The organism is uncultured Clostridium sp., from assembly GCF_937920395.1.
Lineage (GTDB): Bacteria > Bacillota > Clostridia > Clostridiales > Clostridiaceae > Clostridium_AD.
In genome coordinates this window covers 20768-43083 of record NZ_CALEVF010000296.1, presented here as the reverse complement: position 1 = coordinate 43083, position 22316 = coordinate 20768, and the positions used below count along the sequence as shown (strand labels likewise).

The following is a 22316-nucleotide window of genomic DNA, read 5'->3' as shown; positions in this document are numbered from 1 at the left end:
CTATCTTGGGGTTTTTATCATCTGGCATATTATTCAGCTTTAGGTACTTTAACTCTGGTAACATATCTGTAAACGAATACCGCAACAATAGCAAAGACTCCCAAACCAAACAGCATAAGATATAAAGAGTTGTTGTTAGCATCACTTTTCTTGTCCTTAATGTAATGGTTAATATCTCTTGTAATGTAATGCGTATTGTTAAACGTCGAATCTGTATTGATATAAAGAGTTTTGACAGACTTTTGTACGAATTGTGAAGTATCAAACGACTTACGATTTAAAAGCTCTGTAATGCGCTGTTTTAGCGTTCCATTCTCATTGAATAGTTCAGTCACCCGGCTTTCCTTTGACTCATCCCCTTTATTAATCTTTGATACCAATGAAGAGCTGTCCACAGAACTATTAGTTTTGCTTACTACTCCTTCACTAGTCATCTTATCAGAATACTTATCAGTCGTCTTGTTAATAGACGTTTCAACCTTCCTTGCGCCACATCCACTCATTAACACTATAAGTATTATTGCAATCATTAGCGCAATGTATCCCAATATCATCCACCCTACAGGGTTATTAGTTTGCTTCTCCATATCAATTTACATAAGGTTTAACTCGACTCATCCAAGATTTACGAAACTTCGCTTGAGAAGGCTTTCTTGCAATAATGTTCTCATAATAAGCAACTCTTAATTCATTATACTTATTATAAATGACTTCAGCATCTGAATCATTAATAGCACCCAACGTCTTACCACCTATTGCACCGTCTTCTGATATCTTACCTTTATCTGTTGTTAAGTTGTAGGCCTTTTGAAGCATTATTGCAGAAGTCTTAGTGCCACAGTTAACTCCACAATCACAGACATTAGCAGCTAATTGTTGATCGTTAATTTCACCTAATCTATTTACATCCCAATAAGACCTTTGATATATATTATCAATTAAGTCATTTAATTCTTTGTTCGCATATAAAAGACTATTCAGGTTCTTTGGATTTCCGTCCTGAGCCTGTTTAGTGAATATAGGATTACGCTTCTTGATATCATCCACAATAGCCCATACAGCAGGATTCGGATCTTTAGCTCTTGCAATACCCAAAAATGTTTCTTGACCGCTGTCATCAGGATCGTTTACCCAACCGCCTTCTATTGCTCTAATTGATTTAAGGACTTCTGGTTTAAAAATTGCCATGATAATTTTGCTTTAGTTTATTCAAAGGTAACTATTCTGCATAAAAAAAAGCCATGTAACCTAATACACAGCTCAATAACACTTGTTAAAGCATTTAGCTAATCTTTCCGACATCATCTCCAATATCTATGAACTTAACTGATTTCTTTAACCTGATCAGGATCTTGAATAACCGGTAGCCACCTAATATTGCACATCCCATTGAGATCAACAAAATCATAGCTTTGGTTATTGCAAAGAATTTAATCCCAAATGCTGTAGTGATATCCAATTTACTAGACTCTGTTCCAAGCCACCAATAAACCATATAAAAACCGAAGAAGGAATTTATAGCCCAATCTGTTACTACCTCCCTTAGCGTTACAGGTGGCTTTAATTTTTCATTTACTTCTTCCATGGTAGTGTAAGGATCAAATGGTTTGGATGTAACTATGTAATATTGCTTTATGCTTCTTCAATAAGATTACAATTTGAATAATCATGAGAACAATTACAATCCCACCAAATCCCAAAATATATTGCCCCATTCCCCAAACAGTTTCCATACTTAATGCATCGTTCTTCTGGTTAGTCGTGACAGTAGTCTTAGCAGACAACTTATCAACCTGCTTTCTTAAATGCTTTACCTCATTGTCTTTATTGATCAGCAAATCTATGATCTTTCTCTGGTTATTTAGACTGATGTTGTAAGGATCCAAAACAACAGGCCTAGTGATTATAGTATCCAAACGAGGTGTTATTTTAGCTATCGTAATAGAACTATCTTTAGGAACATACCCCTGCTCTACATTAAGATACTTTTTAAGCTCTGTAGAGGGAGTCTCCGTATCCTTGACTACAACTACCCCACTTACATCTGCTATTGCAAGCTGATTGCTTATTCCGGCTCTTGATGCTCCACACGACTGTATAAAGGCAGAGAACAATAGGGCTATAGCGAAAGCTGAAAATGCTGGTCTCATATAACTTATCTCTTTATGATCTTCCATGATATTGATTTTCTATATTTATAATACATCAAAGCTGATATCCCGGATAAACCTAGTGATGTCCAAAATACCCAATTATTTACAGATAAAGTTGCATCAATTTTCAAGCCTAGTTTAAACACATACCACGCTAATAAAGATCCTCTGAATAATAGGGTAAAAAATATAACTGATAACTCTAATTGAGTTTTTATAACCTTGAAGTTAAACGATAGACACATTATAACTAAATAAGCATGTATGATCCAATAATAGGCCGTCCAAAAAGGACTACTGTCCTGTAGGATGAAAAGCACTATACTGATATAGTATAGTGCTAAAGAAATGACAATCCAATTCTTTTTCATAAGCTTTACTCTTCTGGTTCAGCTAATGGTGGTACATTCGGTCGCTCTACTGGCGGGTCTGGCATGTTGTAATTTCTCATATTATTTCGTGTTTGATCCAATAAAGGTAAAAACTATTTATTATTATAACGCTATACTACTGTATACATGAACGTGTAGAATATGGTAAAACTTCCATTAGCACCCTGAAATAGAATATCAGCTTTTCTAGGTGACCCAAGATTTCCTACTACTCTTAAATTACCTGAAATAGTGTTAAAAGGTACATTCATAGTTCCAGAACCTACTAAATCATATGTACTAGTGAATGAGGATGCAATAGGCAACGTGATTAATAAATCTACAGTAATAGCAGAAGATGTAGTTATATTTTGAGATCCTGTAACAGTAACCTGATTTTCTACTCTAGAATAATGATGTGTATTTGCTGTAGCTGTAGAAGCACCGCTCGATATAGTCACAGTAGGTGTATATACCCCAGATTCTGTTTTTCCATCTACATAAGCCTTAGTTGTAGCATTCTTAGAATTCACAGGGGTTGGCACATTGACATTACTTCCTACTAACTCTAAATCTTTATATACTGATGCAGATCTATCATAGCTTTGAATTATATTCAAGCCTGATAATTGATTTATTGCAAACTCAATTCCAGTACCTCCGTTACTTGATACAACAAAACTCTGTTGCGGACTATTTGTTCCTATACCTACATTTCCACCTCCATCAACATGAAATCTTTTAACACCATTTGTCCAGATTGCATAGGGATTATTACCATAGATGTAAGTGTTAAAATCAGCAACATTTCCTGAGCCTATGATGTTATAAGTAGGAGACATCAAAACAGCACTACTTCCATTAGCCATCATTTGAATAGTTGTTCCGGTATTACCGTTCATTGATATTCCACCATTCATTGATATATTACCACTTGGAAGACTAAGTGATCCACTTGAAATCGTTAATCCGTTAATAAGTTGATTATAGATAATTCCTCCCGGCAAACTAGCCCAAAACTTAGGATTAAAAAATACAACATCACTTGGTGTTCCTGTATTATCAGTGCCATTCCAACTAAGATAAATATTAGGAGTAGTGGTAAATTTAATGTCTATCAACTCTATACTACTAGAATTCTTAAAGTAAATATTAGGCACTGATATATCACAAACAGTGAATTTTATTCCAATTGAAGTGTCAATGTATATGTCATTTGAATATATTTCACAGCTCGTTAAGTTCCACCCTAAAGTAACACCCGATGTCTGTACACCATAAATAGAATTATGATTAATTAATGTGTTCCCAATTATAGAATGAGCATTGTTCTCCCCTCCTGTAAGATATGCTCCGATACTGTTACCGGATAATAAGCCACTACTAAATATATTATTACCCCCAGCATCTCTAAATCCCATATAACACGCATATGATTTACATCCAGTAAATGTATTATATTCTCCGCGCACATCACAAAAAAAGCCATATGTACATTTTTTGGCATAGCTATTTGCTATTTGTACACCATCGAATTCTGTCCAAGTACCATTATATCCAATATAAATTCCTGCCCCATTAAGGCCATAAAAAGAACAATTGTTAATTACTATCCTGTGCCAATCATTTAAGAGGCTACTCGATCCAAGAACACTTATCCCGTTTTGATTGGGATAAGTGGGAGTAGAACTAGGCGTTAAGTCCGACCCAGTAAATGAAACTTTATCTATGATTATATCATGTCCTGCAATAATAAAAATAGGGTTATTAGAATTAATGTAAATATTTGACGCGCCACCAGCTCCCGCTCCGGTTATGTTTGTCCCTCCGGGAATGGTTATACTGCCACTGATGTAATATTTTTTCCTTGCTAACCGAACAGGAAGACCTGTATTAATCGCATTCTGAAGAGCTGTTTTATCATCTGTCGTACCATTCCCCACAGCTCCATACTCTTCCGGGGTAACAAATGGCGCCCTTAAATTAACAGAACTAACTGTAGGATATTTAGTATTAGTAACATCAGTAGCTAAACTATTCTGCTTATTAGATAATAGTTCGTATCCAGCCAACGAAGGGATGTCTGTTAACAAGGCTAAGGTGCCACTTGAATTAGGTAACCTTAAGCTTACATTAGAACCTATAGTGACAGATTGAGTTATATCAGTTGTATATCTAGATCCAGTCCCATCAACCCTATCAGTAATTAAATTTAATTTACCTGAAACATAAGTTGAGCTAGATACGACTGTAGTCATATTTATATATTCTCTTGCATTCGAAACGCCACGATAAGAGAATTGATTTGTTATCATTCCTCCCGTGAAAGTATTCTGCGCGGTAAATGTATTGTTGTTAGCTAAAACAGCATAGCCACTTAGATTTGGAATATCTTCTATTCGCGCTAAAGTTCCACTTAAAGTAGGCAAAAACAAGCCAATGTCAGAGGTTTGATCACAACTAGAAGCAATTGTGGCTTTTTTAAAAATAGTTCTATCAGTTATTAAACGTGAATAAATCTGAATACCCCCGCTTTCCTGTAAATATCCTCCCCCTCTAGTTACTATCGTAGTTAACCCTATATAATCTAAGCTATTATAATTGAAATACACTCCATTAGCCTTAATCGAATCTGACGGAATTAATTGGTCTCCACCAGTAAAGGTATTACCGCCATTTAAATTCGCTTTCAATCCAAGACCAGTATTCACAGCATTAGCAGTCGGATACTTAGTTGTACTTGGTGTTAAATCAGATTGTTTATTGGATAGCAACTCATATATGCTTAGATTTAAGACAACTGCACCAGTCATCCCATTCACACTAGATACAGCCATGGAAGCCGGATTACGTTGCCATACAGTACCATTATATATCACATCATCTCCTGCTACGAATGTAATACTGCCTGATCCTAAATTTTGAGTACCACCGACAACAACCCTATAAGTCCATCCAGCAGTTCCAGTCCCATCAGCTAATGTTGGCGTATTTGTAGATGCGTTCCATGTACCTTTGTATACTTGCGCTCCTACGGGTAGCTGAGCAGCCGGAACCCTTCCGTCGATACCCAAACTCGCATAACCATTTGCAACTCCTTTTTGAGATAATAATTGATATCCACTTAGATCTACAACAGGGATATTTAATACGGAACCTACAAATGTAGCTGTTCCATTTGTACCAGTTGTAGTAAGTGACAAGTTATTCTGCTTCCCTTGTAATGCTGTAAATACACCACCAGAGCTTACCGCGTTACTAGATCCACTTGTAGGATTGGCATCAATTGTAATAACCGGTATATCTTCTAATCTTGCTATCGTACCAGATAACCTAGGCGTAAATAAAGTAACATTCCCCACTAAATCATCTTGAGGCAAAATTGTAACCCCACCCTGATGAACACCAGCTCCATTAGCTCTATTTACAAATAACCCCCCTTTAACAAAGGAAGCATTTGAAAATAAATTTAAAGATGCCTGAATAAGCCCAAACTTACTTATAGAAAGAGTATTACTAGCATTGATATCAATAGCTGAAATCCCCCCATTAACACTCTGAAAACCATTAAAAGTATTTCCCCCATTTAAGTTAGCTTTTGTTTGTAAAGCATTATAAGTTCCTCCTGACTGGACAGCATTTAAAGACCCAAATGTTGGGACAGCATCTACAGTTACAGTTGGTATAGTGAATGTTCTGTCCACACTCAAGTCATGAGTAACTCCATTGATTGTAAAATTACGAGTCAATGGAACAAATTTACCATCTGCATTAGCCTCACTCTGAAGATAAACCCAAGTCGTACCATTCCATGTTGCCAACTTGGAAACACTAGTAAAATAGTTTAATGCCCCCTGCTTCAATCCTGCAATATCTGGAATAGCCAAGTTTGGTATGTTCAGGAATTTAGAAGACTCTAGCCCATTTACAAAATTCGTATTGGTGCTATTCGGCTGTGGTGTAGTTGCCATATATTATATATTAATATTCATTTTATAATCAAACCATAAGTCCTCTTGGAAGCTTGTGAAGTCTTGGAAGAATGTTACTTGACCTGTTGTGGTATTCACCTGTACAGAATTTTCAGTTGGTGATGACAGTAATCCTTTTAATCCTGTTCCAACACCTCTATGAGCTTCAAAATAGGTGAGGTCACATCCAATTAACTCAGGTATAATAACAGAATTTATTGTCACTCTATTAGTAACCGTATTATACAATGCTGAAGTTCTCACATCAGAAGAACCAATCAAAGCTACAACCGATAGTATAACCGTATCAAAGCCTTTTAAGCCGTTAGAATCAGTTACTTCAACTCTGAACATATAATCACTAACAATTGTATTTGACACCGTTATAGTGGCTGTATTTGAGTTAGTCAATGTAGCCGTATTTCCTCCCAATACCTGAGTCCATAAAATAGAGACAATAGATGCACTTCCCGGAGTAATAACCGCAGTAAAAGTAGTTGATGCTGGGAATTGAATTATCTTATCTACTCCGGCATTTACCTTTGGTGCTATTTGTGGCACATAATTACCTATAATTACAACTAAACATTTATGAAGTCCAATTGCCACATTATCATATTCATTTAATTGTACTTTAAAGTCTAATGCTCTTAATATTTGCTTTAGATCTATTATATCCGTACTCCCAGTAATTTGACATCCATTTCTCAACTCTGAAATAAAATCAACATTTAGGCTCGATAAGTACAGCTTTCCGCGTACCATGTCGTCCAAGACATTCTGAGGAAAAGCCATTATGTAAGAATATATAAAATTTCGTAAGCACTTTGAACACTTGCCTGATACCTGACGATATCAAATGTATCTATAACAATACATTGTAAAAATGTATCTGCATCACTTAATGCATCTCTAATAATAGTTGTGATACAGCATCTACCACCATTAAATCTTATAGAGGCATACATTTGTTTTACAGTTGTCTCAACTGCCGAATAGTCTAAATTCGGATCGTTAAAATTATACTTTGGGAATAGTGACATATCTTTTTTTTTAATCAAAGATAAGTATTGCAAATAAAAAAAGGCAATCTGTTAAGACTGCCTTTCTAATGATTAAGGAGTAATGACCCCGGATGTTCTTAGTTTCGTTAAAAGAGCATTGAAATCCGTGACTAACCCAGCAACATCCGTAGCTACTGAATTGACTTGTGCAGGAGTTTGCAAAATACCACCTCTTACTGAAGTTGTCGCATTTGGGGGTGGGAAAGTAGCTGGCTTACCGGTTAGAGTAGTCCAAGTTACTGTAGCCCCACCACTTCCTGCACCAGCAGTAACGACTGCATCAAGTGTTTCAGTAACCCTTAAACTGTACCTTTTGGTGTCATTATTATTTTTAAGGCTATAAACAATGTCAGTTATCCCAGTTGTGTTGAAAGGATTTGTCAACGTTCTAACTGCATTAACAAATTTAGGATTCAACAAAATTGAGGTAGCTGTTGCAAAAACATTTTGATTAATAATATCATCCCAAGATGTAACAGCCATTAATGATGTGCCTACGGCAGTTGTAAGACTCGCTAAACTATCCGTTACAATTACCAGTATAGTTGATGACATATTGTTGTCCTGATAATTGTACAGAATATTAGTGACACCAGTAGTCTGATACGGAGTCGTCCGAGTCTCTATCCCAATAATCTCATTGGTATTAATCGATATATCTTTTGGAGATGAATGAAAACCTCCTTGAGCAGATAATACGCTCCATGAATTTACTTTAATTAGTGCCATTTTGATTTCTTTTAAAGGGTTTATCTTTTTTTATTTAATTCTTTCATTGCATCTGCTATAGCCTTGTCTATCTCTTTTTGTGTTGGCGGAGCGACTACCGAAGCTCCCGGACGTAACCCTAAGAAATCTACAAATCCATTCTTATAAAACCCATTAGCGAATCCACTAGTTTTATAATCAGATTTAATTTGTGTTTGACCTGTAATACCTCGATATATATTCTGTACATCTCTAGTAAATTTATATGGCAATATAGGTAAAGACATCTTGCCCCCTATTACATCCCCTAATTTTCCAAGACCTTTATTTTTCTTAGCTTGATCATTCTCAGACAATCCTTCTATCAATGATGAAGATCCTTCTGTAAGTTTCTTCCCTTCACTAAAGTTATCTGTTTTGATATTCAGTAACCCGGTGAAATACTTACCCATTTCCTTATCTTTCATTGACAACAAAAATACAAGAGCTTGAGGACTTATCACATTAAAATATTTCTTAGCCCATTCGTTTTTCTTTAACCAGCTATTTATATTATCTTCTTGACCAGATGCTTTCAACGCAGCATAAGTAAGTAGCCCAGCTGCTGCCCCAATAAATACACGGCCTTGTGTGCTCTTAGCTTTAGCATCATAAGTCAATGCCTTCTCTAAATTTTTAATCCCTTCGGCAGAAGTCACATCAATAGGATTGTCGCGCTTATTGTTCCTGTCTGCAAATACACTATACCAATCTACTCCCGCTTTTTGAAGAGTAAGCGTAACCCAATTCGTTCCACCTCCAACAAATGGATTCAAAATATTCTTCGTAATAATAGACTCAAATGTTAACCTTGCAGCACTATCCCATTTCTTCTCTTTAATGGCTTCCTTAAGCATTCCTTCTACATGTGAATTAAGCATTCCTACGCCTCTTGATATAGGGTTATTCGCTTCGTGCCCCATGCCATATCCAGCAACCTTATAGGCTGAATTAAAAGAAGCTTCAACCTCTTTAGTTGTCAGTCGTTCGCCTTTCACTAAAGCATCTTTAACTATTCCTTGAGCTAACCTATAAACGGATTCTTTATTATCAGGCAATACAGTCTTCCCTGCTTTCTTATTAACATTTGAAATGACCTCTTTAGCTGACGTAAGAGCATCTTCAAAACTCTGACCTGTTAGTTTATCAGACACATAGTTAATAGCCTCTTGCTTGTCCTTAAAATGGCTAGGATTGTTTGGATCTGTTAGCACCTTAATAAGTTGTCTTACGAATAACTTCTCAGTAAGAACAGTTTTATGCATACTATCTGCCCCCTCTAAATATACACGCCCCATCATATAAGTAAATGCAGCATGATAAGCCTTACTCTTAGACTTTCCATTAATCAAATCTTCAGTCATACTTCTACTCAAGAAAGGACTATTCACATTACCATAATCCATACCAGCATTTAAAGTAACATCTTTGATGATATTCCTAGCTGCTTCTGCTCTTTGTTGTTGTAAGGCCTTCGTATCCGAACCTTCCTTCATATAAGTAAGCTTATTAAAAGCGCGTTCCACATATCCACTAAAAACGTTCTCTTCCAATTGTTTCATCGAAGCTAATAAAGCACGTTGAGATAGCCCCATGTACTCTTTAGCCACAGTAGCAGCTTTAAACTTCCAATTAGATTCAGTCCAAGCAATCCTATTCAACAATTGAGTGATCTTATGATTGATATTATTCACAGCCGGCTGGATAGCCATTTCACTCAAAGTTTCTCCTTGTGGCTTTTGATTATATAAATCTGAGAGTGCCTTAGCCAACTCTTTAGCTTCAAAGAATGTTTTCTGACCAGTTACACTCATTCCCAAAGATTTATTCATCAAATAGTCGTAAGTGTCACTTTCTTTCTCAAACAATCCATAATTATATAGTTCAGCTAACCTTTTAGCACTTGTCTTTAGATCAATGGCCTCTTTAGGTGTATTCCTAGATTCAACTTCTTTCAATGATTTTTCAATAACAGAGGCACGAAGATTATTGTATTCTTCCACGAATGAATTTTGCATCCTTAATATCTCCCCTTCACTAAATCCTTTACTTTTTAAAGACTCTTCTACATTTCGTTGAATCCTATCCACACTACCTTCTTCCCCAGCTAATTTGCGCCAATCCAATACCTCTCTTACTTCACCATTAATTTTGATCTCTCTACCAAAACCTTTATCGATTAAAGCACTTTCAATAAAATCTTTAGGAGTAGGATCTATTTGCTCCAATAAGTCTAATCTAGCTTTCTTCTCAGCTCTTAATTTATTGATCTTCTCATTCTCATATGGATCTTTCTTTTGCTCCCGGTCATTCTTTTCCCCCTTATTTATTTGGTCATTGATTGACTCAATATCAGCCATTAATTTCTTAGCAACTGTTTCCTGCTTCTTCTCATCCGTAAATAGATTTGTGTCTTTAGGGAGGTATTTGTCTCTCAATTCTGAGATAGCTTTCTCTTCGGCTTGTAAACGAGTCAATTCAACATCTGGGCGTACTTTCTTACCTAAAGATTCAGTCTCCCTCTTTTTATCTATTATCTGTTGCCTAATATCATCAATACGAGATTTTATCCTTTCTTTAGCATCAGCTAATTTTTCAGCAGGAGTTCTCATCTTAACTTTAGATCCTTCTTTGGTATCAATTTGTTCCTCCTTGAATCCATCTAGCATATCTTTCCTGAACTGCTCTTCCTTAGCCCATTTACCATGCTTTTCTTTGATCTTGGCAATCCCTAGCTCAATTGCATCAGCAATGTTTACTCCGGCTTTAATAGCAGCCTTAATGGTCGTTATACCAGCATCAATGATAGCTACCGGAACACCTATACTCGCATCATAAGTACGACTTCTAAGTTTCTTTTGAATCCTGTCTAAAGCTGCTATAGCCTTATCTGCTCTTTCTCTTCTAGCCGTAGGTAATTTTTTATAAATTTCATTAACCTGCTTATCTACACCTTTTGAAATAACCGATTCCAAATCATCAGAGATAAATTCACCAGATTGTTTGTTAAAAAAATCAGCTTCTTTATTGATTGTCTCTCCATCTGCTTGAATAGATTTTTCAATTGTTTTTTTACTCCTTGATTGCTCTGAAGAGAAGAAGTTAGATGTAACCTTATTAACATCATAACCAGCCTCAGCAATTTTACGAAGCCTTCCCATATTAATCTCAATAGCATTCTTGCGTAAATAAGCCTGAGACTTTGAACGCACCAAGTCCTGTAACTTAGAAATCTCTAAATCTCTGCTTGGATCTTCTATTTTTTGCTTTGCTAGTTCATTCTCCAAACTCACATACATTAAGGCTTTACTTTCAATATCACCTTTATTCGATTCGATAAAGTCTAATGTTTTCCCAACAAAGTCATCCCCATATTTTTCCTTGGCAGCATTGATTATCTTAACACCATGTTGTAATGCTGGCATCAACTCCTGTTTCACATACTCTTGTTCATTTGTAGGAGCTGACCCTTCATACTTCTCAATAGTATCACCACTCAAGTACTTTTTAATCTCTCCACCGTTAGGGATATATGAAGACAACTTCTCTAAACTATCCTCAGCTAATTCTTTTTCTTCGGTTTTATTTTGTTTGGCAGTTTCTTTCCCTTGCTCTCCTGATTCCACTCGTTCACGTTCACTCCCTGACTTTCCAGCTTCTTCCGATTCACGTTGAAGAACTTCTCCTGTGATTTGCTTTTGTATGGCATTTTCTTCCTCCTTTACTTTTTCTTTGGTGCTACCTTCTTGTTGTACTTTGCCAGATCCTTCTTGTCGATTGCCTGTTCCTTTTTCGATCCCTCCTTCAACTTGTCCTTTTTGTCCTGTTTCTTGTCCATGGGGCTTTTCTCCCATTCCTTCATTGTCATTTTTTTCATTTGATTCTATTTTAGATTTTTCAATATTTCTAATCTTTTCTTTGGATTCAGTTGGTTTAACTTCTCCTTCAGTTCGGATAACTTTTTCTGTTTGTTTAATGGCTCTGTCAATTTGTTCTTCTGTCCCATTTTCTTCTAATTGTTTTAATTTATATTGATATGCTATTTCTTCGGCTTTATTACCTCTAATAGTCCTTTTTTGACCACTTTCAGCTTCAACTGAAATACTTTTTACATCCCCATTTTCATCATAATTTATGGATTTTTCAGCCTTAGGATTAAAGTATTTTTTACCATCAATTTCAATACTATTATCGGTATTTACTTTAATTTTAAAAGGGATGTCTCTTTCAACTCCTAATTCTGATATATCCTTGTTTGAAATTTCATCTTTATTCCCTAATTCATATATTTTGTTTTTTGTTTCAAATACAACGGTTTGACCATCGAGTTTTAACTCTCCTTTCTCTCCGTTGTATGTGTGCAACCCTTTTTCTCCAATACCTTCTTGTATTGTTTGTTTAGGAGTTACTTCTTCGCTTTGGCTACTCGCTTTTTCCCCGCTTGCGCCATTTTCTCCATTTTCGCCTTTCCGTACTTCTTCATTCCCGCTGCTGCTACTGCTTCTGGGTTCTTCGCCCCTGATTTCTTCGCCGATGCTTCCACTGCCTTGAAGCGTTCCCCGCTCCCCAATTTTGGTTGTTTTTTCATTTTCTGTTTGTTTTTCTGGTTTAACTTCCTCTGGAATCATTTGCCCTTCAATGATCCTTGAGAGTTCTTTTTTAGCCTTATCGCTTACTTCTTGAGTTTTTTTAGCTAAAATCTCTGATTCTACCTTTGCAATTGGATCTGTTGCTTGTTTAGCATAATCAGTATGTTGTTTGACTATATCATCAGACTGTGTAATATAATCTGCTAATTCAGTTTTTGTTTTCTCTACCGGATCAAATTCTCGATGTATCTCATCGACCTTTTTGATATACTCTGACTTTTGAGCATCACTTAGTTCAGGAAGCTTATTGATCATATCGACAATACCATCTTTACTAGATACAATACCATCAATAGCATTCTTAGCATCTAACTGATTCTGAATTTTAATTGCTTCAAACCCCAACTCCTTTTTATTCTCCATGTCAGGATTCTTGATGATAGCATCTTTAATCTCATCTCTTGCTTCTTCTAATTTTTTAACATCAATATCAGGATTGTAATTCTCTTTTACATTTTCTATGTTATCATTCAGAACCCGGCCTAATGATACTTTAGGATCAGTCTTCAAAATTGAGTCATAGAACTTATTAGCCTCTGCATGGTTTCGATATAAGCTCCCCGCATGAAGTAAGCTGAATCCAAGCCCCATAGCTCCTTCATGAGCTAATTCTTCTTGTGTAGGCAATCTTCCTTCAGTAGCTAAAGTTCGCGCTGTCTTCCCGGCCATAAACACTCCCGCATTGGATAAAGGATTCGCTATGGCTGTAGATATTTCACTCGTTGCACCAGATTTACCAATCAAAGAAGAAATGTAAGGAGCAGCTTTACTAGCTCCTTCCCCAAGTATGTGCATGTAAACTCCTTCACCAGCCCCTTTTAATCCTCCTTCTACAAAACCTAATGTTGGATTCTCTTTATTCTCAGCACCACCCTCTACAGCACCCTTAGCTGCCATGACCTTAGTGAATGGAGCAGTAAGAGATCTTTCTAATAACTCAGCAGCTTTAGGAGCGTACTTAGCGATAACTTGAGGAGCCTTTTGAGTCAATTCAGAAACATACTTTCCAACTGTAGCCTCTTTACCAGCACCACCTAGTCCAGCTAATGTCAAATCTGGCAACATACCGGCTATTCCCTTAGCTGTTGAAGTTACTAAATTATCAGGTACAGGATTGTTCTTTTGATACTCATTCATCATTTGAGTTCTACCCTCCAACCATTGAGAAGCTTTACCAAGCTCTTTTATAGCATGTTCTTTTGATTCTTTAGGAATGGAAGATTGAGTAACCTTTTCGACAAGATGATTAAATGCAGTTGTTGGATTTATAGTTTCTAAAACATCTGAAGCATTTACATCCTTATCAAGCCCGAAAACTTTAGTCAAATACTGTTTGGCCAAACTGCTTTTAGTATCTGGAATCTCATCTTTTGACTTGCCACTTGTAGTTAGTTTGTTTATATCTGTCTTCAATGCATCCCCTAGTGTTTTGTAGACACTTTTAGGTATTTCTTGAAGCATATGTGGAATTAAGTTCTTGTAGCTTGCACCGGCCTCTATTTCGGCTTGTTTCTTTGCAGTACGATTACCATAGTCAACTTGATCGTTGATATCTATCTGTTGAGGTTGTTGCTTGACAGGAGCAATAGAAGCCTGTCTAAATCCATCATCTCCACTTGATTTAGGTTTTTCAGACTTACTAAAATCAAATGAAGATGTATCTTGCTTTAATAAAGAATTAGGTTTGGTATACTGGAAATTCTGATACCCATTTTTTGAAGCTGATCCACCAGTTGGCACTTCTAGATTTTTTTTTTCCTCCAACCTTTGTTTCAAAAGTAGAGTAATCTCCAAGGTTATATTCCTTCCCTACCCCATCATAAAAAGCTTTCCTTTTAGTTGGATCTTGAAGTTTTTTATTAAAGTCATCATAACTACCTACATCATAGTTCTGAGAAACTGCATCATACAGTAGTTTTACTTTGTCGTTATCTGGCATAATTAAAATCCTTTAATAATTCTTTTTCCTGTTGATTGTGGCGGGGTTCCTCTTAGCCCTTCAGCTCCCTTACCAGTTGATACTTTACCTTTACCTGATTCCGTGAATTGCTTCCTGTAAGGCTCTTTCTCTGCTGTGTATATGTTTATCATGTCTGTAATCTTTCTAGCTGATCCAGCACGATCATTTGGATCAATAATAAACTTTTGCTCTGGCTTAACATTCTCTACTGAAGTCTGCGTTTCCTTACCGGGAATTACTTTTACCCTTTGTCTAGTGATCGCTGGTATTGTTATAACCCTAACTCCTTTGTTTCTATCGTCTTCTACCTTTATCCTACCACTTAAACTTTGATTATTCTTTGCTACGTTTGCTTTAATTGCATCCGTAATAAATTCCCCAGATCCCGGCTCATTATCAATAACCCTGTTAGTCACTTCTTGCCAAAATGTATTCTGATTTTTATTAGATCCAGTAACACCATCTTCTTTTCTAGCTCTGATTAATGCATCTTGATAGTTTGCTTTTTCTTTCCAATTATCAGGTTTAATAACAGAAGCCCCAACACGTTCTCTCTGATTGTATTTACCTTTCATCCCATCATATATCCCTTGAGAATATTGATCTATGGATTCGGCCATAGTTTTACCCGGAAATGTCTTAGCTAAATATCTCTGAAGTGGTCTATTACTCTGAGCTTCTGCTATAGCATTTTGTTTGATAGCATCTAAACTAAGTTCTTTACCTTTCTCCGTATAATATGACTTGCCACCATCAGGTAAATTTTGAACCTTGACCTGACCTTGAGGCAGAACATTTACTGAAGCATCTGCAATCTTCTTAGCAATACCTATTTCATCTAACTTAGGAGCCAAAGCAGTATTTGAAGTTTGATCAGCCAACTCTTTAAAACGTGGATCAAAAACAGATAGACCAGCCAAATTTTTATAATTTGTGCCAAAATTATCAGATATCTCATCAGGCTTACTTAACCTTAATTTACCCAGTTCACCTAATTGTTGGCCGGCTTGTTTGGATAAATTTACAGCTCGACTAAAATCAGCTTTCTTTTGATTCATATCAGCCTGAAGTCTAATTCTATCCATTGCATCCTGAGTGCCTCTATATTTAGAAAATGTATTCTTAATGTCTGAATAACGTTTCATCAGTTCAGGTAAATCCTCTTGACGAGCTGCATCATAATTAATCTTACCTACCTGATCAGCTATCTCAGCATCTTCTTTCTGCCTACGTAATTGATCCTGTTGGTATTGTTGTTGAAGCATCCCAAGTGCCCTATTTTGACCCCATACAAATGCCTCACCTTTCCCCGTACCGTATAAATTTGCCTCCGTAGTATCTATTGCCATGATTAATATCTTTGAAGTCCCATTGATCCACTATAATTACCAGCTACCGAAGGAGTGTTTCCCAATTGAGATAACATATTTGCACCACCAGTCGAACTACCACCTCCCATTTGACTTAACATTCCAGCTTGTGCAACATCTCCAAATGCCCCTGTCATATTCTGTGCCCCGGCTCCACGTAAAGCTTGTATACGCGCTTGTTCAGCCAAATACTTAGACTTGTTATTCCAATCAAAAGCATTATTTTTTTGTTGGGCTAACGCACCTCTTTGTTGTGCAAGATATTTGATCCCTTGTTGCCTTGCCTGAGCATTCTGTACATCTAATCCTAAAGATGCATCATTACTTGCCCTCAGCATACCAGCTAATCCAGCACCCGGATTAGAACTTCTTGATAATGCGTTTAAACTAGATGCCTGATTACGCTGAAGGTTTTGTTGAGCCAAGTTATATTGCTCTTGTGGAAGGCCTCTACGCGCCATCTGATCAGCATCATTTACGTTTTGATAATATTCGTTCTGAACAACTTGCTGAGGCCTAATACTAGCCTTATCTAAGCTATTTGCTTTAATCCCTTGGAATATTCCAGTACCCAGCTTCCCAAGTGCGCCTAATCCGGCTAATGCTAATCCAAATGCCATAATATTTAATTTAATAAACAAATATATCTCTTTTATTTTATCTCACCCCTATTGGACTTGGAACACTATTTACCATCACATTCCTAAGTTTCAATATTTTATTATTTGTAGTAATTAATTCAACTGTAATATAAGTCCCCTTTAATGGATTCCCATTCACGATATCATCATTTTTATCTCTCATAAATGATGTTGCAAAAATACCCTCGATATCATAAATCCTGATCTCTGTAGCTCCATCAATCAATGTCTCACGAAGAAAGTCATCAGCAATTAATTCAGATATTTGACCTAAAGAAGTAACAATCCCATCTGTTGTAGTAATCAGTAGATTATTAGATTCATAAGATAAACTCTCAAACGTCTTTACCTGACCTACATTAGCATTTGCGATAAATTTAAATATAGAATCATATTGAACACCATAAACCATGTCCCTAGTTGAACTATCCTGATTGTGTTTATATAATCTACCCGATTTAAATGTGAATAAATCTTTAAACAAGCTAAATCCATAATCAGATGTAAAAGATAAGAACGTAGTGTATTTGTTCGTAATTTCACTAAATACAATCGTATTGGTCTGATTTGTTGTTGTAGCTTCTGTATTAGTCCTTACATCAAATGTTTTAAGATTTAAATTCCCATCTGAGTAGAATCTTATCTTTGGATTTAAACCTGTAGCAACTAACGTTTCCGTCTTATTGCCATTGGTAGTTTCAACATTACCTAAAGTATTTCCAATTGATAACTTAATCATACCACTAGTCCTATTCGCGACTTGATAACTCACAGTATAACTCTTGCCTGTTTCTACGGCCAAGACATTAGGTCGTAATTCAATATAACCAGCATTACACGATTCATGTATGGCAACCCCTGATACAATACTCCATCCATTAGACCTAGCCTGTTGAGCTAGATCCAATATGATTGGTGTATTTTGTAGTGTATTAAAACTCATATTCTATAATTTAAAATGTAGTTAGTGAAACAGCATTAGTCGCTCTATCATAAGTAACAATAACAATTACTGATCCTATTCCTATACCGATAGACCCGTCTCCACCTCCAACAACATTACTTGAAAAATGCACTAAAGCAGGGCCACCCGGAGGATCAATTGAAGGTACATATGACCCCGGTGATCCTTGCATTATCATCTTCTGATTAGGGAATTTAAGCGTATAATATGCCGATACCAACCCTGCTGAAAACTTCCTTCCTCTGATCTCAAACTTAAATTTAGGGATTGCAGTTGCATCTGGATACATCCCTATTAACTTTCCAACATTGAACTCAAATCTGCGAGTTGTAGCAGCAGTCATGTTATCTGAAGCTAGTATGAATGCTTGAGATGCAGGATCTGTTAACTCATAAAAGTTAAGACCATTCCTAGCTGCTATATTATTAGATTGAGATATGCCAACAGTATTAATATACCCACAGACATCCAAAGTTGTATCAGTTTGCAAGTCTACAACGATAATACTACTTACAGAATCTACAATACAGAAACCTCTACTTGGATCATTAGCATAAGCTTGGCCATTAGCTGCTATATCAGCATCTGCTAGTGCATTTGCTGAAGCTTGGTCAGCAGCAAAATATGTATCAGGATTAACCGTATAAGTGACAAGAGTACCAGTAGATCCAGTAGGGCAATCGTTTCTTCTAAACTCTTGAGATCTCAATTGATTCCCAACAGAATTTACAGTTGTAATATTAAACGTACCTGATACTCCGCCAATAGTCAAAGTAGTAGATACTAATGTGTTATTTGAAGGAGATGAAATCCTTCTCACAGCTACAGTATTTCCATTACTGATTACACCAGATGTAGTTCCCCAAGTACCTCCGTTGATTTGATATGAGCCATCAACTATTGAAATAGGAGACGGTGCATCAATACCTGATACAGTTATAGTATTAGATGCATACAAAGTACTTAGAGTAGCATTAGTAACTGGAGTAAATGTAAATGGATCTGGCACAATATCTGATTTGGTTGTCACATCAAAACTATCACTATACGAACTAACGGTTAATACAGCATGTGTAGTTGTTGAATTTGAAGCTGAGCTTGTTTGTCTTACTGTTACTGTATCACCATTGAACACAGTACCAGCAAATGAAGTCCAAGAACCACCATTGATTTGATATTCACCTCCTGTGATGCTAATTGGAACACCAATATTGTTCCCGGTAATAAGTACAATATTAGAAACTAGTAAAGTACTTAATTCTTGATCTACCAGATCTACGAATATGAAAGGATTAATGGTAGTAACCCCCGGAGTAATAAAACCACATTGATTTTTAGTTATTGTGTTACCATCAACCACAAAACTGAATGAGAATGAATCTGTCCCTGTTTGATCATGATTTGGCGTATATATCCAATTGCCTCCTACTAATACAACAGTCCCCTTCGCTGGTGGTGTAACGATAGTGACATCCGATTGAGATATAACATAAGGATCATCCAATATAAATGATGCACTATCAATTATTACCTTAGTGACCCCATCTGCAAGCACCTGAGTTGAAAATACAGCCTGACGAGTATAATTGTCCCAATATGCTATAATGTCTCTCCCATCCTCCTTATTCTTGTGAATAGTCTTTTTAAAGAACTTACTCATCTTCATAGAGATGTCGCGTAGACCATCATATCCCTCCCTCAGAGGAACTGAGTTATTAGCATCTACAAAGTATATTGTTCCATTGGGCGACTCACAGTAACACTCAAAAGCATTTCCACAGCCATAATTACCAGCTACACCATATCTTACCTTGTTTAATAATTTATCTGATAAGAAGGCTTGATTTTGTGAAGACTGATCTTCAACGATCGTACTGAATACGGGGATATGACAAACATTTACATCTTGTATGCAAACTATGTAATTACCGCGTTGTCTTAATTTTCGTATCCAACCATAATTACTTGACGTTTCTCCATCACCCTCTCCAAATAATCGATCTGAGTAAAACCTATTCAACATATTTACTCTTGAATCAATTACAAATTGACCGGAATAACGTATAGATGCTTTCCTTATTTTAATACCGTCTCTGTCATTGTACAAAAATCCCCTTCCATATGAAGTGTATTTGCTCTCGTATAAGTCACTAAAATTAAAATCCTCAGCTAAGTATGTATTGTAAGTAGTTTCGTCAACAGCACTCACTAAATCACGTGTCTTGAAATATACATCACCATCTGTTATGTTAGATGTAGTAACCTCGTGAACCCCATTAACAATATTAAACTGTTCCCCCACTTCATAAAATAAATTTGTTAAATATGTTGTGGTTGTTCCGCTAACTACAACACGTTTTTTAGGAGTGTAAATTTCTATATAAACATTTTTACCATCAATAGCAGCTAAATCTAAAGAAGAATTAAGTCTCATCTTTAATTCATATTTTTCAGTTACAGGGGTAGTTGAAGTATCAGTTACGATCTCAAATCCAACTACCTGAACATCTATGTATGGATTATCAAACCATACTTTTGTACCAGCATTATCATAATAATTGAAGGTAGCTCTATCTCCGGCACTATACTGATAATTTAAGATTGACGAGCTGTTTCTCTTGTTGAAAATCTTCAAAGGATTTAAACTCACCACTAAATAGTTCCCATCTACCCGTAGGTATTTGCAATCCATATATAGCGTATTCTGGTGTGTTGTATTCTCTGACAGTAACCATTGATAACTAACAGCACCTACTGGAGCTGGATTATTTATCGTCCATGAGAATCTAGGCGTTAATCCTCTGCTTTGAGCATACGAATTAGTCTTAAAAATAAAATTGTTCCCAGTTATTAATGGAAATGTCCTGCCATACCTATCGTAATATTGAAGTGCTGCCTGATAAGCTGAGTTTAACTTCAGAGCGTGAATTGAACTGAACTGACCAGTTCCTACACTAGATAATTCTACTACAGCAGATTTAATGTCATAATATTGAAAATCAACCCATGTAATTACATAATAATCATGTTCATTAAAAGCGATAACTCCTACCCCCGGCATATACCCAGATGCCATTCTTCGTAATGCACCTAAAGTGTTATTATTATATGCCGGCTCAACCACATAGGTGTAAACTCTTAAAGCATTATTCCAGTCCCTGATATCAGCAGTTATAAATCTAAGGGTGTCCCCTGTTTTTGCAATACCTCCTACTTTTACTGTAATATCTCTTGCGTGTGAGGCCTTTTTAGTATTAGAACCGGCATCTATTATACGTAATGGATCAGGATCTACATGTCCAATTTCTAAGTTAGGATCATAATTTGACACCGTGATATTAACATCTACTACAGGTCTTGCATATCCTTCTGTAATGCCACCAACCCCAACTATGTTACCATTTATTATTTCTAATGTTTCGGCCTTCTGAGGTACTCTGTCATATTCTGAATCAGTTTCTACAGGATCTATATTTACATATGATCCATCATTATAGAATATAAATGAATATGTATTTGTGGTAGGATCATATGCCTCATATCTTTCCTGAGATATATCCACAGACGTAAATGGAATAGCAAGCACATAATCCCTTGTAACTGACTTTACATTAAACCAATTGTACTTTGAATATCTAGCTACAATATCATATTCCTTAACCCTATTAGTCCCCAATGGGATTGTAACTATTAAATTATTATTCTTGGTCACATCTTCCCCAACTCCTGTTGTAGACTCCTTAATTGGAACTGGCCTTTTGGAAAATGAAGAATATGTACTTGGCTCATCATCCAAATAAATATACTGACTTCTGAATTGGAATAACTTTTCCTTCAATAAATTAACAACCCGGCCTTTATCATCATTATATACTGAAGTTGGTATTTTAATTGGTTGCGCCTTAATCAATCTAAAATCATCAGCAGTAACAACACCATATCCACCGCTTTTAAGCCTTGGTATGCTAATATTACCTATTTCTATGTTCCCATCACTAAAATAAAGGGAAGTCCCGTTAACAAGCTTAATACTGCGGACATAGTTAGTTGGAGTCAATGGTAAGATATCTATTCCACCACTATCTGTTAAATTAGTAAATAGTAGTGTTTTAATATTACTATCAATATCATATTCTCCTAATTGGTGATATCCAAATGAATTATAGTTGAAATAGTAAGCTTTCCTTACATCTTCAAACTTATCAGCACCCATGCACTTGTTAAGTCCGGCTGGCAATGAATACCCCAATACTTCAACAGTAGAGGCTATGTTGGTGATAATACCTTCTTCCTGCTCTACATTACCATTATTTTGTATATTAAAGCTCTCTAAGTAATCGATAGGACTTACGAAGTCTTCTGCACTATCGGTGTCCATTCCTCCACCCTTAAACTTCTTTCCTTCGCCTATTATTTTTGCCATCCT

The 22316-nt window shown here is 36.2% G+C and carries 15 protein-coding genes; all 15 read right to left on the bottom strand.

The window, feature by feature from the left end:
* Positions 1 to 29 precede the first annotated feature (29 nt).
* The 15 genes from Q0649_RS18655 to Q0649_RS18585 all read right to left on the bottom strand — a co-directional run bounded on the left by Q0649_RS18655 (position 30) and on the right by Q0649_RS18585 (position 22313).
* Entirely contained in the window at positions 30 to 548 is a 519-nt protein-coding gene (locus Q0649_RS18655) for a hypothetical protein (protein WP_298845521.1), read from the bottom strand.
* A gap of 40 nt (positions 549 to 588) precedes the next feature.
* A complete protein-coding gene (locus Q0649_RS18650) occupies positions 589 to 1188 on the bottom strand; it encodes a glycoside hydrolase family 108 protein (RefSeq protein ID WP_298845519.1) in 600 nt (199 codons plus the stop codon).
* A gap of 94 nt (positions 1189 to 1282) precedes the next feature.
* The gene (locus Q0649_RS18645) at positions 1283 to 1585 is read right to left on the bottom strand and encodes a hypothetical protein (RefSeq protein WP_298845517.1); all 303 of its coding nucleotides are present in this window, start codon (positions 1583 to 1585) and stop codon (positions 1283 to 1285) included.
* Positions 1586 to 1598: 13 nt separating this feature from the next.
* The gene (locus tag Q0649_RS18640) at positions 1599 to 2114 is read right to left on the bottom strand and encodes a hypothetical protein (RefSeq protein WP_298845516.1); all 516 of its coding nucleotides are present in this window, start codon (positions 2112 to 2114) and stop codon (positions 1599 to 1601) included.
* Between the two features lie 41 nt (positions 2115 to 2155).
* Entirely contained in the window at positions 2156 to 2524 is a 369-nt protein-coding gene (locus Q0649_RS18635; RefSeq protein WP_298845514.1) for a hypothetical protein, read from the bottom strand.
* 131 nt (positions 2525 to 2655) lie between these two features.
* Complete coding sequence (locus tag Q0649_RS18630) at positions 2656 to 6495, bottom strand: hypothetical protein (RefSeq protein ID WP_298845512.1); 3840 nt, start codon at positions 6493 to 6495, stop codon at positions 2656 to 2658.
* Positions 6496 to 6498: 3 nt separating this feature from the next.
* Entirely contained in the window at positions 6499 to 7269 is a 771-nt protein-coding gene (locus Q0649_RS18625; protein ID WP_298845511.1) for a PKD domain-containing protein, read from the bottom strand.
* Positions 7270 to 7289: 20 nt separating this feature from the next.
* Positions 7290 to 7538 carry a hypothetical protein gene (locus Q0649_RS18620; protein WP_298845509.1) on the bottom strand — a complete coding sequence of 83 codons (249 nt, stop codon included), beginning with the start codon at positions 7536 to 7538 and terminating at the stop codon, positions 7290 to 7292.
* A 72-nt stretch (positions 7539 to 7610) separates the two neighbouring features.
* Positions 7611 to 8288: a head fiber protein gene (locus Q0649_RS18615; protein WP_298845507.1), complete on the bottom strand. Its 678-nt coding sequence runs from the start codon at positions 8286 to 8288 to the stop codon at positions 7611 to 7613.
* A gap of 20 nt (positions 8289 to 8308) precedes the next feature.
* Complete coding sequence (locus Q0649_RS18610) at positions 8309 to 14695, bottom strand: hypothetical protein (protein WP_298845506.1); 6387 nt, start codon at positions 14693 to 14695, stop codon at positions 8309 to 8311.
* Positions 14634 to 14894: a hypothetical protein gene (locus tag Q0649_RS18605; RefSeq protein WP_298845504.1), complete on the bottom strand. Its 261-nt coding sequence runs from the start codon at positions 14892 to 14894 to the stop codon at positions 14634 to 14636. The genes Q0649_RS18610 and Q0649_RS18605 overlap by 62 nt, the downstream gene beginning before the upstream one ends.
* Before the next feature lie 2 nt (positions 14895 to 14896).
* Complete coding sequence (locus Q0649_RS18600) at positions 14897 to 16264, bottom strand: hypothetical protein (protein WP_298845502.1); 1368 nt, start codon at positions 16262 to 16264, stop codon at positions 14897 to 14899.
* Positions 16265 to 16266: 2 nt separating this feature from the next.
* Complete coding sequence (locus Q0649_RS18595) at positions 16267 to 16905, bottom strand: hypothetical protein (protein ID WP_298845500.1); 639 nt, start codon at positions 16903 to 16905, stop codon at positions 16267 to 16269.
* A gap of 37 nt (positions 16906 to 16942) precedes the next feature.
* Complete coding sequence (locus Q0649_RS18590) at positions 16943 to 17869, bottom strand: hypothetical protein (RefSeq protein WP_298845498.1); 927 nt, start codon at positions 17867 to 17869, stop codon at positions 16943 to 16945.
* 10 nt (positions 17870 to 17879) lie between these two features.
* Positions 17880 to 22313, bottom strand: a complete 4434-nt coding sequence (locus Q0649_RS18585) for a DUF5977 domain-containing protein (protein ID WP_298845497.1) — start codon at positions 22311 to 22313, stop codon at positions 17880 to 17882.
* Positions 22314 to 22316 lie beyond the last annotated feature (3 nt).